The organism is Afipia clevelandensis ATCC 49720 (assembly GCF_000336555.1).
GTDB classification, from domain to species: Bacteria; Pseudomonadota; Alphaproteobacteria; order Rhizobiales; family Xanthobacteraceae; genus Afipia; species Afipia clevelandensis.
In genome coordinates this window covers 808,113-823,589 of sequence record NZ_KB375281.1, presented here as the reverse complement: position 1 = coordinate 823,589, position 15,477 = coordinate 808,113, and the positions used below count along the sequence as shown (strand labels likewise).

The window sequence follows — 15,477 nt, the reverse complement described above, 5'->3', positions numbered from 1 at the left end:
GGCCGCCCGGCCCGGGTCCCAACCGCACTACGATGCCTTTAAGGCAATTTGAGGCAAGAGGGCGGCGGCACTATTTCGCGCAGCATGGTCAACGGAAATCGCATCGTCCGCGGACGACAGCGGCGCGAGATTCCCTGCCCTCACCCAGGCATTGAGCGTCGCCTCGACAAGCTGGGCGATCCCGCCAAACCGGATTTTCTGGGCAACGAAGGCCGCCACCGCGACCTCGTTCGCCGCATTGTAGACGGTCGTCGCGCCGTTGCCGGTCCGCAGTGCATCGTAAGCGAGTTTCAGGCCGGGGAAGCGGTCGTAATCAGGCGCTTCGAAGGTGAGTGAGCCGATCTTGGCCAGATCCAGCGTCGCCGCACGGCCCGCGATTCGGTCCGGCCAACCGAGGCAATGAGCGATGGGCGTGCGCATGTCGGGGGTCCCGAGCTGCGCCATCACCGAGCGGTCGGAAAACTCCACCATGCCGTGGACGATGGACTGCGGATGCACCAGCACGTCGATTTCATCCGGCGACAAAGCGAACAGATAGGACGCCTCGATCACCTCGAGCCCCTTGTTCATCATCGAGGCCGAGTCGATGGTGATCTTCTGGCCCATGCTCCAGTTCGGATGTTTCAACGCCTGCGCCAGCGTCGCCTGCGCGATATCCGCCGCTGTCCAGGTTCGGAACGGGCCTCCGGACGCGGTGATGATGACGCGAACCAGTTCCTCGCGGTTGCCGGATGCGAGCGCCTGAAACAGCGCGTTATGCTCGGAGTCCGCCGGCAGAATGCATGCGCCGGCTTTCGCCGCGCGGTCCATGAAGAAGTCGCCGGCGCAAACGAGGCATTCCTTATTGGCGAGCGCGATGGTCGCTCCGCGATCCGCAGCCGCCAGCGCAGGTTTCAGGCCCGCCGCGCCGCTGACCGCCGCCATTACCCAGTCGGCCGAGCGTTCCGCTGCTTCGACAATCGCGCTGTCGCCCGCTCCGCTGGCGATATCGGTTCCCGCGAGCGCGTCGCGCAGTTCGCCCAGCTTCGATGCGTCGGCGACGGCGACAAAGCGCGCGCCAAATTCCCTGGCGAGCTTGGCAAGGCCCTCCACATTGCTGTTCGCAGTCAGCGCCTCGACCTGATAGCGCTCGGGCGAGGCACGCAGCAGATCCATCGTGCTGTCGCCGATGGATCCCGTGGCACCCAGCACCGTGACCGTCCGCACTGCCGAGGCTGCGGACTTGTTGTTACGCAACGGAACAGCATTCATCACATCACCAAACCATGAAACCGCGGCCGATCCCGTCGAGGCCGCCGCGAGTCAAACCTATGAGAGCAGCAACAACAATCGCTGCAACGAAACCGTCGAGCCGGTCCAGCAGACCGCCGTGGCCCGGAATGATATGGCTCGAATCCTTCACATCGAACCGGCGCTTCACCGCCGACTCGAACAGATCGCCGAGTTGTGAAACCACCGACAGCACCGCGCCGAGCAGAAGCAACGGACCCATCCTGCCGAACCCGAGCAGCGCGAAACCAGCCGCGATGATGAGTCCCAGCACCAGTCCGCCGATGGCGCCAGCCCATGTCTTCTTCGGGCTGACACGCGGCCAGAGTTTGGGACCGCCGATGCCGCGCCCCGCGAAGTAACCGCCGATGTCGGTCACCCAGACCACCAGCAGCACGAACATCAGTCCGATGAACCCGAACTCCGCGTCGCGCCGGACAAGGATCGTCGCGATCAGCGCCGCGGCGGCATAAACCACCCCGCCAGCAACCCATCCGCGCTTACCTTGCGTCAAAACTGCCGCGAGCAGAATTCCAGCAGCCACAATCGCGAATGCAATATCCGTCCGCCGCAGCATCAGGCAAATGCCGGATAGCGCCAGCGCAGCGACTCCTGCCACAACCGCGAGCCGGTTGTTCGAGACGCCGACAATCATCAGCCACTCGAAATACAACAGCGCTGCCGCGGCGATGACGACACAGGCCCATATCCAGCCCCCTAACCACGCAATCGCAATGGTCAGCGGCGCAAGCACCAGCGCTGCGACAACGCGCATGTAGAGATTGCTCGACCCCTTGGCGCTATCGGGTGTCGCTGGCGCGTCGGGGGCCACGCCGCTCACGATCCGGTCTTTGCGACGTTCTTGGCCACAAGGCCGCCGAAGCGCCGTTCGCGGGTGGCATATTCGGCAATCGCGCCTTCGAGCGCGGCCTTGTCGAAATCCGGCCAGTGAATCGGCACGAACACCAGTTCGCTATAGGCCGCCTGCCACATCAGGAAGTTCGACAGACGCTGCTCGCCGCTGGTGCGGATGATCAGATCGGGATCAGGAATGCCCGAAGTATCGAGATGAGCGCCCAGCACGTCCGGCGTAATCGTTGCCGGATCGCGCTTGCCCTCCGCGACCTCGCGCGCGAGACGCTGCGCGGCATTGGCGATTTCCTGACGCGAGCCGTAGTTGAAGGCAACGACAAGCGTCAGCCGTGTGTTGTTGTGTGTCAGGTCTTCGGCTTCGGTCAGCAGTGCGCAGATATCGGACTCAAGTCCCTCGCGCTCGCCGATCACACGCACGCGGACGCCGTCGGCATGCAGCGTCGCCAGATCATTGCGGATGAAGCGGCGTAGCAGTCCGAACAGATCGCCGATCTCGCTCGCGGGGCGCGACCAGTTCTCGGAACTGAACGAGAAGATCGTGAGATAGGAAATCCCGAGTTCGTGCGAGGCGCGCACGACCTTGCGAAGCGCCTCGACGCCGCGGCGATGACCCTCCGCACGAGGCAGTCCCCTCGCCGCCGCCCAGCGTCCATTGCCATCCATGATGATCGCGACATGCCGGGGTGCGTCGGCACGATCCGATCCTTCTGGCTTTGGCACGACGCCGTTCGACATTGCGATCCCTTAGACGGTGAGGATTTCTTTTTCTTTGGTCGCAAGCGCCTTGTCGACTTCAGCGATGGCGGCATCGGTCGCCTTCTGAACCTCATTGGACAGACGCTTTTCGTCGTCTTCCGAAATCTGATGATCCTTCTCGAGTTTCTTGAGCATATCGAGACCATCGCGGCGAACATGGCGCACGGCCACACGCGCAGCTTCGGTGTACTTGTGCGCGACCTTCACCAGCTCCTTGCGGCGCTCTTCGTTGAGTTCGGGAATGCGCAGACGGATCACCTGACCTTCGGTCGCCGGCGACAGACCGAGATTGGAATTGACAATCGCGGTTTCGACCGCCTTGACCATCGACTTGTCCCACACCTGCACCGACAGCATGCGCGGCTCCGGCACGCTGACCGTCGCGACCTGATTGAGTGGCATGTGACTGCCATAGGCCTCGACCTGCACCGGCTCGACCATCGAGATCGCAGCGCGTCCGGTGCGCAGGCCGCCCAGTTCATGCTTGAGCGCCGTCAGCGCGCCTTCCATGCGGCGCTTCAGATCGTTGATGTCGAAATTCCCGGCGGCCATGCGATGGTACTCCTTTAGGTCTCCCGCGGCCCGTCTTCCGGCCGCACCGCGTATCTTATTGTCAAAACTCTTATTTTCGGCTTCGCGTCACCGCTCGTCAGCCCGAAACAATCGTGCTCTTGCCCTTGCCGGTCAGTACGGCACCGATCGAGCCCGGCTCCGCGATGGAGAACACGATGATAGGCAATGAGGTCTCGCGGGCAAGCGCGAAGGCGGTCGCGTCCATCACCTTATAGCCACCTTCCACCGCCTGCGAATGGCTCAACCGTTCAAATCGCGTGGCGGTCTTGTCCTTCTTCGGATCGGCGCTGTAGACGCCGTCCACGTTGGTCGCCTTGAGCACGGCCTGAGCGCCGATTTCCGCCGCACGCAGCACCGCAGTCGTATCGGTCGTAAAGTAAGGATTGCCGGTGCCCCCGGCGAGCACCACGATGCGGCCTTCGGCAAGATAACGGTGAGCGGCGGCGCGGGTGAAGAGTTCGCAAACCTGCGGCATGACGAAGGCCGAGAGCACGCGGGCTGACTGGCCCTTGCGCTCCAGTGCCGATTCCAGCGCGAGGCAGTTCATCACGGTGGCCAGCATGCCCATCGTGTCGCCGGTGGTGCGCGACACGCCGCGCGACGAGACTTCAACGCCACGGAAGATGTTGCCGCCGCCGACGACGACGGCAAGCTCGACACCGAGTTCGCGCGCCTTGATCAGGTCGCTTGCGATCCGGTCGATGGTGGGCTGGTGAATACCGAAAGACTGGTCTCCGGCGAGAAACTCGCCGGATACCTTGACCACGACACGCCGATAGGACGGTTCAGCCATACGATCGCTCACTCTCTCGAACTGGGCGCTGTGCCGGGCGAGCCTTCTCGCCCGGTGCGCTCAGGACTCCGATAGACGCGCGTCGTGCCGTTACCCCTGACCTGCAGCGGCGGCGACCTCAGCAGCGAAATCGGATTCCTGCTTTTCGATTCCCTCGCCCAGAGCATAGCGCACAAAGCCGGTCACCTTGATAGGCGCGCCGACCTTGCCCTCAGCATCCTTCACGGCCTGCGCCACGGTCTTGGCGTTGTCGTGAATGAAAGCCTGCTCCAGCAGGGTCACTTCCTTGTAGTAGGTCTTCAGGCCCGATTCGACGATCTTGGCGATCATCGCATCCGGCTTGCCCTGCTGGCGATACTTGTCGGCCATCACGTCCTTTTCGCGGGCAACCACGGCCGGATCGAGACCGGCGGCGTCGAGGGCCTGCGGATTGGTCGCGGCGACATGCATTGCGATCTGGCGGCCCAGCGCTGCAAGTTCGTCCTTGGAGCCGGACGATTCGAGCGCGACCAGCACGCCCATCTTGCCGAGGCCGTCAAACACCGCGTTGTGGATGTAGCTGGCAACGACGCCATTGCTGACCGAGAGTTCAGCCGCACGGCGCAGGGTCATGTTCTCGCCGATGGTCGCAATCGCGTCGGCGATCGCACGCTCGACGGTGATGTCGCCGACCTTGGCAGCCTTGATCTTCTCGACGTCGGTGCCGGTCTTGAGCGCCACCTGGCCGACCATCTTGACCAGGCCCTGGAACTGATCGTTGCGCGCAACGAAGTCGGTTTCCGAGTTCACCTCGACGACGACGCCCTTGGTGCCTTCGGTGATCGCAGCGATCAGGCCTTCAGCCGCAACACGGCCGGCCTTCTTGGCGGCCTTCGAGAGGCCTTTCTTGCGCAGCCAGTCGATGGCCGCTTCCATGTCGCCGTTGGTCTCGTTGAGCGCCTGCTTGCAGTCCATCATGCCTACGCCGGTCTTCTCGCGCAGATCCTTGACCATCGCTGCTGTGATCGCTGTCATCGTGGGATGTCCTTTGCCTGTGCGGGCCGCGCGGCGCAGCATGAGAGCTGGCAAGCCGGATTCGACGCGCAGGTTCTACATATGGGTTAAGCGTCGTCTGATCGCAAAGACGGTATCCGCTGTGGGCGAATCCGTGCGGTCGTGGATATCGCGGCCGGATGACCCGGCCGCGACAAACGCGTGAGGCTTATTCCGCTTCCGCGGTCAGCGCCTTGGACTGGGCCACCCAGCCGTCGGCACGCGCCGGAAGACCGACTTCTTCGCCGACCTTGTGGGCGGTGTCGTGATCGAGTTCGGCGATCTGCCAGTAGTGGAAGATGCCGAGGTCGTTCAGCTTCTTTTCGATCGCGCCCGACACGCCGGAGAGCTTCTTGAGGTCGTCGGCAACGCCGCGCGGACCGGCAAGACCCTGGAAGCCTTCCGACTTCGCAGGCGCAATCGCTTCAGCGGCAGGGTTCGCCATGGCGCCGATGTCGATGCCGGCGCCGCCCTGAGCGCGCGAAATGCCGTCGATCACCGCGCGTGCAACGAGGTCGCAATACAGCGAGATCGCGCGGCCGGCGTCGTCGTTGCCGGGAACGACATACGAAATCCCCTTCGGATCGCAGTTGGTATCGACGATCGCAGCCACCGGAATGTTCAGGCGGTTGGCTTCGGCAATCGCAATGTCTTCCTTGTTGGTGTCGATCACAAAGATCAGGTCGGGCAAGCCGCCCATGTCCTTGATGCCGCCGAGCGAGCGGTCGAGCTTGTCGCGCTCGCGCTGAAGCGTCAGGCGCTCTTTCTTGGTGTACTGCGCGCCCTCGCCCGAGCCGAGCATCTCGTCGAGCTGACGCAGACGCTTGATCGAGCCCGACACCGTCTTCCAGTTGGTCAGCGTGCCGCCGAGCCAGCGCGAATTGACGAAGTACTGCGCGGAACGCTTCGCGGCTTCCGCCACGCCGTCCTGTGCCTGGCGCTTGGTGCCGACGAACAGCACGCGGCCACCCTTGGCCACGGTGTCACTGACAGCCTGCAGCGCGCGATGAAGCATCGGCACGGTCTGCGCGAGGTCGATGATGTGAATGTTATTGCGGGCGCCGAAGATGTAATCCGCCATCTTCGGATTCCAGCGGTGCGATTGGTGGCCAAAGTGCACGCCAGCTTCAAGGAGCTGACGCATAGAAAAATCGGGCAGTGCCATAGGTTTCTTCTCCGGTTGGTTCCTCCGGAAGCGTGTGAGCAAGTCAAACCGACGAACCAAAGGGATCGCGGCCCGGTTGCCACCGGACGGCCTTTAACAGCCATGCTTCCGTGTGAGATGCGCGGCTTATACCCACGCAACCGGGGTTAAGCAAGCAAATCCGGCCGCTTTTGCGGCAAAGCCCCGCCTGATACGGCGGGGCTTTTTCGCGATTGGAGCGTTAGCCGGGTGGCTTGGGAGCCGCCCGTGCCGGGGCCGCCGGCCGTGGCGGAGGTGCCGGGCGCGCCATCGGAGCAGGCCGCGGGGCCATTTGCGGCCTTGGGGCCATCTGGGGCCGCGGCGGCGGCGCCGCCGGGCGCTGGAACTGCGGACGCGGCGCCATCTGGGGTTGAGGCCGTTGAAATTGAGGTCGGGGGGCCATTTGCGGCCGCTGGACCTGAGGTTGCGGCCTCGGCGCCATCTGAGGACGGGGAGCCGCCGCCGGAGGCCGCTGGAACTGAGGACGCTGCGGCCGCTGGACCTGCGGCTGCGGACGCGGGGCCGCATCCGGCCTCGGCCGCCCCTGGAACTGGGGACGTTCCGGACGGCCCGGCCTCGCCGATGGCGGCGTCTGCGGTGCGGTCGCACCCGGACGCACAGCAGCCGGCGGACCGGAATCCGGTGCTCCACCGGGCCTGCGGTCGAATCGCCCGGGGCGGCCATCGGGTCGAGCTTGCGGACCGTTTGCGCCCGGCGCGGGCATGGCATTGGGTAAGCCATTGGGCAAGGGTCGCGCGCCCGGACGGCCGTCGGGCCTGCCGCCCGGCCTCTGTCCCGGCAGTACATTGTTCGCAGGCAGATTGCCCGGTGCGACTCCCGCAGGCGCACCCGGTCCGCCCGGACGTCTACGCCCTGCCGCGACCGGCAGCACACCGGCGGGTGCGGCGACCCGGCCCTGACGAATGAGATTGCCCCGGCGTTCAGCCGACGGCGGCAGTCCCGGCGCAAAGGCCGGACGCAGTGGCGCGGCACCAGGACCGCCCGGTCGCCGTCCCGCCCCCGGCCCGAACTGACCGCCGGGCCGAACGCCCGGAGGCAGCGCTGACGCCGGACGCCGGTTGATGACGTTGTTGATCACGTTGGTGTTGTGGATGTTGGTGAACAGGAAACGGTTCACCGGCGGGCGCACATAGACCGGCGGCCGGATGAAGATCGGAATCGGGATGAACACCGGCTGCGGTAGATAATAAGCATCGTCGTAATAGTACGGCGGATCGAGCACGACGAAATCCGGCGGCGGCGGCGGCAGGAAGAAGATCGGCGGCGGTGGCGGCGGCGCAAACGCGAATACCGGATCGTCGAACATCAGATACGGACGATCGACATATTCGTATTCGTACTCTGGCGGCGGCGGCACGTCGTAGGCATAGGCATCGAACGCCGGCGGTGGCTCGAGCGCAGCGGCGATATTCGCGAGCCTGCGGCGCGCGTCTGCGGCATGCGGGCCTTTCGGATAACGCTTGAGGTAGGACCAGTAGGCCTGCTGCGTGTTGGCACGATAGGTCTGCCGCCATGTGATCGCCTCGCGGCGTGCGGCGACAATCGCCCTCACCCGCTTCGCCATCGGATCGTCCGGATAGGCCGTGAGAAACGCCTCGTAATCCGCAATGGTGTCGCGCTCGAGGGCTGCGGTGTAGGCGTCCTGCGCACTGAAATCGCGGATCGGCTTGGATCGCGCGGCGGCGTCCTCATTGGCCTGCAGCGGCGGCGCATCGGGCGCACGGTCGAAGAACACGAAGTCGCCTTCGAGCTTCTGCGCATCCCACGGCACCTGCGCGCCCTTGGTCACGTCGTTGACGCGCAGCCGGGTGCGGTTGAACACTTCAGGCAGCGAAATGCCTCCGGTGCGAATCATTTCCGCCAGCGCCTGCGCATAAGGCCCGTAGTTGCCGGTCGGGATCGGCGCGACCGTTCCCGGCGCGGCGTTGAAAGCGATCAGGCCCTTCGGCTCCGGCTCCATCAGGGCAAGGCCGCCGGCGAGCGGTTGGCCTTCCTTGGCGAACGGAGAGTTGTAGGCCGCATCGAGCACGACAATGTTGGCCTTGAGCGGCAGCGCCGACAATTGGCGGATGTAATCGCCGATGCGCAGACCTTCGACGGGAACGTCGGTGTCGCGCGCCATCGCCGCATCGACCGGCGCGAAGTAATTTTCGCCTGCAAGCTGCAAACCGTAGCCGGACAGATAGATCATCGCGACGGTATCGGGACCGGCCTTCTGCGCCTTCTGGATGAAATCGCGGAAGGTCTGCCGCAGCGTCTCGCCGTCGAGGTCGCGCGCGCCGACCACATCGAAGCCAGCCGCCTGCAGCGTCTGCGCAATCAGGCCGGCATCGTTGGCGGCAGTCGCCAGCGGGGCGTTCGGATAATTGCCGTTGCCGATCACCAGCGCGATGCGGCCCTGCTGGCCTTGCGCAGGCGGTGGCGTTTGTGCGCGAAGCGGCAACGCCATCGCCGCAAAAGCCAGTACCGCCGCGATGCCGAAGAATTTGCTCATTCCGCGCATGACACCATTCCTGTTCAGCCCAACGGCGCAGTCAACTCTGCGCCGCATGAACATTGGTTGAACGAATGATAGTCGGAATAAGGCGGCGGCCCTCCGCTGCCTTTGGTCACACCATCTGCACGTCCACCACCCCGGAAACCGCCTTGAGCGCACCCGCAATCTGGGGCGACAGGGGAAACTTCCCCGGCAGCTTCATTGTCACCGCCGTCTCCATATCGAGGATCATTTCCACGGTGATCTCGCCGGACGAGGTCGCGCCGGGAGGTGACATCTCCAGCCGCTTGCGGATCGAGTCGATCGGCTTGTCGTCCCGGACGGTGATCCGCAGGCTCGAGGTCGTCTTGGCGGCAGCGGCATCGAGCGGCTCGGCGTGAAGGATGCGGGCGCGCACGTCCTCGCCCTGCAGCTCCGCGCCGATCTGCATCAGGACCGCGGTGCCCGGCTCCAGCACGTCGCGGTACTGCGCAAGGCCTTCGGAGAACAGCACGGCCTCGAAATGCCCGGTCGGGTCAGACAGGCCGATGATGCCCATCTTGTTGCCGGTTTTGGTGCGGCGCTCCATCCGAGACACCACCGTCGCGGCGACGCGCCCCGCCGTCGCACCGGTTTTCACGGCGCGCGAGAACTCGGTCCACGACTGGACACGCAGGCGTTTCAGCGCGGTGGAATAATCATCCAGCGGATGACCCGACAGGAAGAAGCCGATGGCGTCGTATTCGCGGCGCAGCCGGTCCGCCGGCAGCCACGGCTCGATATTCGGAAGCACAATGCTCGGCGCGTCCGCCATGCCGCCAAACATGTCGTTCTGACCACTAGTCGCGGCCTCGTGGCTGCGCTGACATGCCGCGATAATCGCATCGGCGCCTGCGAACACGCGCGCGCGGTTGCTGTCGAGGCAATCGAACGCACCGGCGGCCGCGAGGCTTTCCACCACGCGCTTGTTGATCGCGCGCGGGCTGACGCGCGAGGCGAAATCGGCCAGCGACGTGAAGGGCCGATCACCCCTCGCCTCGACGATCATCTCCACCGCCTGCTGGCCGACGCCCTTGAGCGCGGCGAGCGCGTAGTAGATTGTGTTGTCGCTGACCTCGAAAGTCGGACCCGAGCGATTGACCGACGGCGGTTCGACCTTGATGCCGAGCCGCTGCGCCTCAGCGCGGAATTCAGAAAGCTTGTCGGTGTTGTTCATGTCGAGCGTCATCGACGCCGCGATAAACTCCACCGGATAATGGGCCTTCATATAGGCGGTCTGAAACGACACCAGCGCATAGGCCGCGGCGTGGCTCTTGTTGAAGCCGTAATCCGCGAACTTCGCCAGCAGTTCAAAAATCGTCTCGGCCTGCCCCTTCGGCACATTGTTTCTGGTCGCGCCCGCGACGAAAATCTCGCGCTGCTTGTCCATCTCCGCGCGGATCTTCTTGCCCATCGCGCGGCGCAACAGGTCGGCGTCGCCGAGCGAATAGCCCGCCATCACCTGCGCGATCTGCATCACCTGTTCCTGATAGATGATGACGCCGAAGGTTTCCTTCAGGATCGGCTCCAGCATCGGATGCATGTAGTCCGACTCTTCGTCGCCATGCTTGCGTGCGCAGTAGGTCGGGATGTTCGCCATCGGACCCGGGCGATACAGCGCCACCAGCGCGATCAGGTCTTCCAGACGGTCCGGCCGCATGTCGACCAGCGCGCGGCGCATGCCCTGACTTTCAACCTGGAACACGCCGACCACTTCGCCGCGCGCCAGCATCTCGTAACTTTTCTTATCATCGAGCGGCAGATGCGCCAGATCGACGTCGGTGTTGCGCTGCTTAAGCAGTTTCACCGCGACATCGAGCACGGTCAGCGTCTTCAAGCCAAGAAAGTCGAACTTCACGAGGCCCGCAGGCTCGACCCATTTCATGTTGAACTGGGTGACCGGCATGTCCGATTTCGGATCGCGGTACATCGGCACGAGTTCACTCAAAGGCCGGTCGCCAATCACGATACCCGCCGCGTGGGTCGAGGCGTGGCGCGTCAGGCCTTCAAGACGCTGCGCGATATCGAACGCGCGCGCGATCACAGGGTCTTCGTCGCGGAACGCCTGCAGCTTCGGCTCGCTCTCGATGGCCTTTGCAAGCGTCACCGGCGCAGCCGGATTCTGCGGCACCAGCTTGGTCAGCCGGTCCACCTGCCCGTATGGCATCTGCAGCACGCGGCCCACGTCGCGCAGCACACCGCGCGCCTGCAAGGTTCCGAAGGTAATGATCTGCCCGACCTGCTCGCGGCCATACCGCTCCTGCACGTAGCGGATGACTTCGCCGCGGCGGTCCTGACAGAAGTCGATGTCGAAATCCGGCATCGAGACACGTTCCGGATTGAGGAAGCGCTCGAACAGCAAGCCAAAGCGGATCGGATCGAGGTCGGTAATGGTCAGTGCATAGGCGACCAGCGAACCCGCGCCCGAACCGCGCCCCGGCCCCACCGGAATGCCCTTTGACTTGGCGTGTTTGATGAAGTCCGACACGATCAGGAAGTAGCCGGGATATTTCATGCGCGTGATGACGTCGATCTCGAACGCCAGACGCTTTGCGTAATCTTCTTCAGTGGTGCCAGGTGCCAGGCCGTACTTCTGCAAACGCCAGGCAAGCCCATCCTCGGCCTGACGGCGAAGTTCCTCGGCCTCGGCGTTTTCGCCGTCGGCTGCATTGTCGCCGCCCACTGTGAAGCGCGGCAGAATCGGCTTGCGCGTGCGCGGCCGGTAGGCGCAGCGCCTGGCGATCTCGACGGTGGACGCCAATGCTTCCGGCAGATCGGCGAACAGCATCGCCATTTCGGCGCGGGTCTTGAAGCGATGATCCGGCGTCAACTGGTCGCGGTCGGTTTCCGACACCAGACGCCCGCCCGCGATGCATAGCAGCGCGTCGTGTGCCTCGTAGTCGTCGGCGCTGGCGAAGTACGGCTGGTTGGTCGCAACCAGCGGCACGCTCATGGCATAGGCCATGTCGATCAGCGCGGACTCGCAGCGGCGCTCACTCTCCATGCCATGGCGCTGCAGTTCGATGTAAAGCCGGTCGCCGAACAGTTTGGCGAGTACATCACAGCGCGCCTGCGCCAGAGCCGGCTGCTCGGCATTGATCGCCTGCGCGATCGGGCCTTCCGGTCCGCCGGTCAGCGCAATCAGGCCGCCGGTCTCGCCGTCGAGCCAGTCGATCTTGATATGCGGCGCATGGTTCACTGGCGTCTCATGGAACGCGCGGGAATTGAGCTTCATCAGGCTGCGGTAGCCGTCCTCATTGGTCGCCAGCAGGACAATCCGCGCCGGCGCAAGCGCATTGCGCGCCGCCGGGTCCTGATCGCCGAAATCCACCGCCGTCGCGCAGCCGGTGATCGGCTGAATGCCGTAACCGGCAACCTTGTCGGAGAATTCCAGCGCGCCGAACATGTTGTCATTGTCGGTCAACGCCAGCGCGGGCTGGTGGTCGGCCTTGGCGAGTTCCACCAGCTTGCCGATGGTGATCGAGCCCTGCAGCAGCGAATAGGCCGAATGGACGTGCAGATGCACGAATCCGGGATCGAGTGCGGACGGCTTCGGCGAACCAGCTTTTGACATGTGGACCTTGGCAACCTTCGCAGGACTCACCGGCGCAGTGAACCTTTTGCGATGACGGAACGACTCATGAGGGTCGATGGTGGTGCCTTGTACAACAGGTGTCCATGCAGCAGACGCGGACCCGCCGATCTATGCCGGGTCCATCATCGTTTTCCCCAGCCCCGGATGGTCCGGGGCCGGGCACGTCACTACATCTGAGGAATGACCTGTGCCCAGATGGCGATCATTCCGACGAACAAGATCACCGAGGTCAACGCAGCAGCTTCTTCAACGAATGTCTTCAACATGACCGAACTCCCTATTCGACGCTCTATCGACGATCCGAAACGACCGGCTCTCCGATACGACTCTATGAGAACGTAATAAGAACATTGTTCCTTTTTTGTTCTTTGAGTCAAGCGCCGGAGTTCACCGCCAGCCGCCAATGCTAACGAAACGTAAACAGTCCGTGACGTGTCTGAATCCATCAACAGCCCCGCAGGAACGTGAGTTGACGGGCGCTGTTAAAAACGATCTGGCTTCAACAGTTTAAGTTTCCGGGACGACCCGGCAGGAGATCACAATGCGCAATCTATTTTTCGCCCTCGCGGTGCTTGGCACCGGTTTCGCCGTCCAGTCCGCACCGGCACAGGCCGGAGGCAACTATCCGTTCTGCCTGCAGGGCCGTGACATCGCCACCGGCCAGGGCGACTGCCGCTTCTCGACCTATCAGCAATGTCAGGCAACAGCGGCCGGCACCTACGCCGGCTGTTACGCCAATCCCTATTTCGCTTACAGCGACGATGAGCCGGTGTATCAGCCGCGCCGCCGGGTCCAGCGCGGCTACTACTGAGCGCACACACTCAGTCCAGTTCGACGACGTGGCCGTTCTGGAGTGAAACGCGCCGGTCCATGCGGGCCGCCAGCTCCATGTTATGCGTCGCGATCAGCATCGCGACGCGCGTCGCCCGCACCAGTTGATTGAGCGCCTTGAAGACGTGCTCTGCGGTGTCCGGATCGAGATTTCCGGTCGGCTCGTCCGCCAGCAATATCCGCGGCGCATTGGCGACCGCGCGGGCAATGGCCACGCGCTGCTGTTCACCGCCAGACAATTCGGCCGGCCGATGGGTGATGCGCTCGCCGAGGCCGAGATAGGCCAGGATTTCCTGCGAGCGCCTGACGGTTTCCTTCTTCGGCAGGCCGCGGATCATCTGTGGCAGCATGACGTTTTCAAGCGCCGAGAACTCCGGCAGCAGCCGATGCGACTGATAGACGAAGCCGATATCCGTGCGGCGAATCTGCGTGCGTTCGACGTCGGACAATCCCGACGTCGCGGTGCCGCCGACATAGACCTCGCCCTCGTCCGCCTGCTCCAAGAGACCCGCGATGTGCAACAGCGTCGACTTGCCGGTGCCCGACGGGGCCACCAGCGCCACCGACTGCCCTTCCCACAGCGCCAGATTGGCGCCGTCGAGAATGGTCAGCGTTGCTTCGCCTTGCTTGTAGCGCCTGCGGACGTCGTGCAGATACACGACCGGAACGCCATTTTCCCCCTGCTCCATCGGTGCGCTCACTCGTACCTCAGAGCTTCGATGGGATCGAGGCGCGCCGCACGCCACGACGGATACAGCGTCGCCAGAAACGATAACGTCAGCGCCATGATCACGACCGCCGTGGTTTCTCCGACATCGACTTCAGCCGGAAGTTTGGACAGGAAATAGAGTTCGGGCGAGAACAGTTCGGTATTGGTCATCCACGAGATGAACTGGCGGATGCTTTCGATATTGAGACACACCAGCAGCCCGAGCAGAAAGCCGACCAGCGTTCCGACCACGCCGATGGCCGCGCCGGTAATCAGGAACACCCGCATCACCGAGCCTTGCGAGGCGCCCATCGTGCGCAGGATCGCAATGTCCTGTCCCTTGTCCTTCACCAGCATGATGAGGCCGGACACGATGTTCAGCGCCGCCACCAAAACAATGAGCGTCAAAATCAGGAACATCACGTTGCGTTCGACCTGCAGCGCGTTGAAGAACGTCGCATTGCGCCGCCGCCAGTCGACGAGGAAGATCGGCCGCTGCGCCGCCTCGGTCACCGACTTGCGGTAAACGTCGATCTTGTCGGGATTGACGGTATAGACCTCAATGGCAGTGACGTCGTTGGCGCGGTTGAAATAGGCCTGCGCCTCGGCCAGCGGCATGAACACGAACGAGGCGTCGTATTCGGACATGCCGATCTCGAACACCGCTGCAACCTTGTACGGCTTGATGCGCGGCGTCGTGCCCATCGGTGTCACCGCGCCGCGCGGCGCGACCAGTGTGATGCTGTCGCCGGCGCGCAGCGATAACTGATCGGCAAGACGGCGGCCGATCGCGACGCCCTGTCCCTCGTCAAATCCTTGCAGCGTGCCCTGCTTGATGTTCTTGGCGATCGAGGTGACGGCGTTGAGGTCCTGCGCGCGGATGCCGCGCACGAACACACCCGACGCATTGAAAGGCGACGACGCCAGCGCCTGCCCGTCCACCACCGGCGCCGCAAGGCGAATTCCGTCGACCTTGCTGATCCGCTCGGCGACCTCCTTCCAGTCGGTCAGCGGCGATTCCAGCGGCTGCACAACCACATGGCCGTTGAGGCCGAGAATCTTGTCGAGCAGCTCTTTCCGGAAGCCGTTCATCACCGCCATCACGATGATGAGCGTCGCCACGCCGAGCATGATGCCGAGAAACGAAAATCCGGCGATGACCGAAATGAACCCTTCCTTCCGCCGCGCCCGCAGGTAGCGGGACGACAGCATCCATTCAAATGGCGCGAAAGGTGGGGTCCGAACTGGCTCGCTCATGTCTGTTCCATAGTCCGGATTTTCACACGAATCGGGCTAATTCTAGTCGGCGGCAGCAAAGGGTGCGACC

General features: G+C 63.8%; 12 protein-coding genes. 1 reads left to right on the top strand and 11 read right to left on the bottom strand.

Translation table 11 applies throughout. From position 1 onward, the window contains the following. Window positions 1–27: 27 nt before the first annotated feature. From dxr to dnaE, 9 genes are all read right to left on the bottom strand, one after another. A complete protein-coding gene (dxr, locus tag HMPREF9696_RS03760) occupies window positions 28–1,251 on the bottom strand; it encodes a 1-deoxy-D-xylulose-5-phosphate reductoisomerase (protein ID WP_002711620.1) in 1,224 nt (407 codons plus the stop codon). Window positions 1,252–1,255: 4 nt separating this feature from the next. Next, window positions 1,256–2,044 (bottom strand): phosphatidate cytidylyltransferase, encoded by a 789-nt coding sequence (locus tag HMPREF9696_RS03755; protein ID WP_174309475.1) that lies wholly within the window; start codon window positions 2,042–2,044, stop codon window positions 1,256–1,258. A gap of 62 nt (window positions 2,045–2,106) precedes the next feature. Then, window positions 2,107–2,877 (bottom strand): isoprenyl transferase, encoded by a 771-nt coding sequence (locus HMPREF9696_RS03750; RefSeq protein ID WP_002711618.1) that lies wholly within the window; start codon window positions 2,875–2,877, stop codon window positions 2,107–2,109. 9 nt (window positions 2,878–2,886) lie between these two features. Continuing rightward, entirely contained in the window at window positions 2,887–3,450 is a 564-nt protein-coding gene (frr, locus tag HMPREF9696_RS03745) for a ribosome recycling factor (RefSeq protein ID WP_002711617.1), read from the bottom strand. A 97-nt stretch (window positions 3,451–3,547) separates the two neighbouring features. Beyond that, entirely contained in the window at window positions 3,548–4,264 is a 717-nt protein-coding gene (gene pyrH, locus HMPREF9696_RS03740) for a UMP kinase (RefSeq protein ID WP_002711616.1), read from the bottom strand. Window positions 4,265–4,354: 90 nt separating this feature from the next. Then, the gene (gene tsf / locus HMPREF9696_RS03735; protein ID WP_002711615.1) at window positions 4,355–5,278 is read right to left on the bottom strand and encodes a translation elongation factor Ts; all 924 of its coding nucleotides are present in this window, start codon (window positions 5,276–5,278) and stop codon (window positions 4,355–4,357) included. Between the two features lie 187 nt (window positions 5,279–5,465). Next, entirely contained in the window at window positions 5,466–6,461 is a 996-nt protein-coding gene (locus HMPREF9696_RS03730; RefSeq protein WP_002711614.1) for a 30S ribosomal protein S2, read from the bottom strand. A gap of 220 nt (window positions 6,462–6,681) precedes the next feature. After that, the gene (locus HMPREF9696_RS03725) at window positions 6,682–9,003 is read right to left on the bottom strand and encodes a caspase family protein (RefSeq protein WP_002711613.1); all 2,322 of its coding nucleotides are present in this window, start codon (window positions 9,001–9,003) and stop codon (window positions 6,682–6,684) included. Between the two features lie 106 nt (window positions 9,004–9,109). Then, window positions 9,110–12,589: a DNA polymerase III subunit alpha gene (dnaE, locus tag HMPREF9696_RS03720; RefSeq protein ID WP_002711612.1), complete on the bottom strand. Its 3,480-nt coding sequence runs from the start codon at window positions 12,587–12,589 to the stop codon at window positions 9,110–9,112. A gap of 562 nt (window positions 12,590–13,151) precedes the next feature. Between dnaE and HMPREF9696_RS03715 the strand changes: the two genes are divergently transcribed. After that, on the top strand, window positions 13,152–13,421 hold the full coding sequence (locus HMPREF9696_RS03715; protein WP_002711610.1) for a DUF3551 domain-containing protein: 270 nt from the start codon (window positions 13,152–13,154) through the stop codon (window positions 13,419–13,421). Window positions 13,422–13,431: 10 nt separating this feature from the next. Here HMPREF9696_RS03715 and HMPREF9696_RS03710 read toward each other — a convergent pair whose 3' ends face one another. Together HMPREF9696_RS03710 and HMPREF9696_RS03705 are read right to left on the bottom strand one after the other, a co-directional pair. Beyond that, window positions 13,432–14,130: an ABC transporter ATP-binding protein gene (locus tag HMPREF9696_RS03710; RefSeq protein ID WP_002711609.1), complete on the bottom strand. Its 699-nt coding sequence runs from the start codon at window positions 14,128–14,130 to the stop codon at window positions 13,432–13,434. Window positions 14,131–14,138: 8 nt separating this feature from the next. Further along, complete coding sequence (locus HMPREF9696_RS03705; protein ID WP_002711608.1) at window positions 14,139–15,407, bottom strand: lipoprotein-releasing ABC transporter permease subunit; 1,269 nt, start codon at window positions 15,405–15,407, stop codon at window positions 14,139–14,141. Window positions 15,408–15,477: the final 70 nt, after the last annotated feature.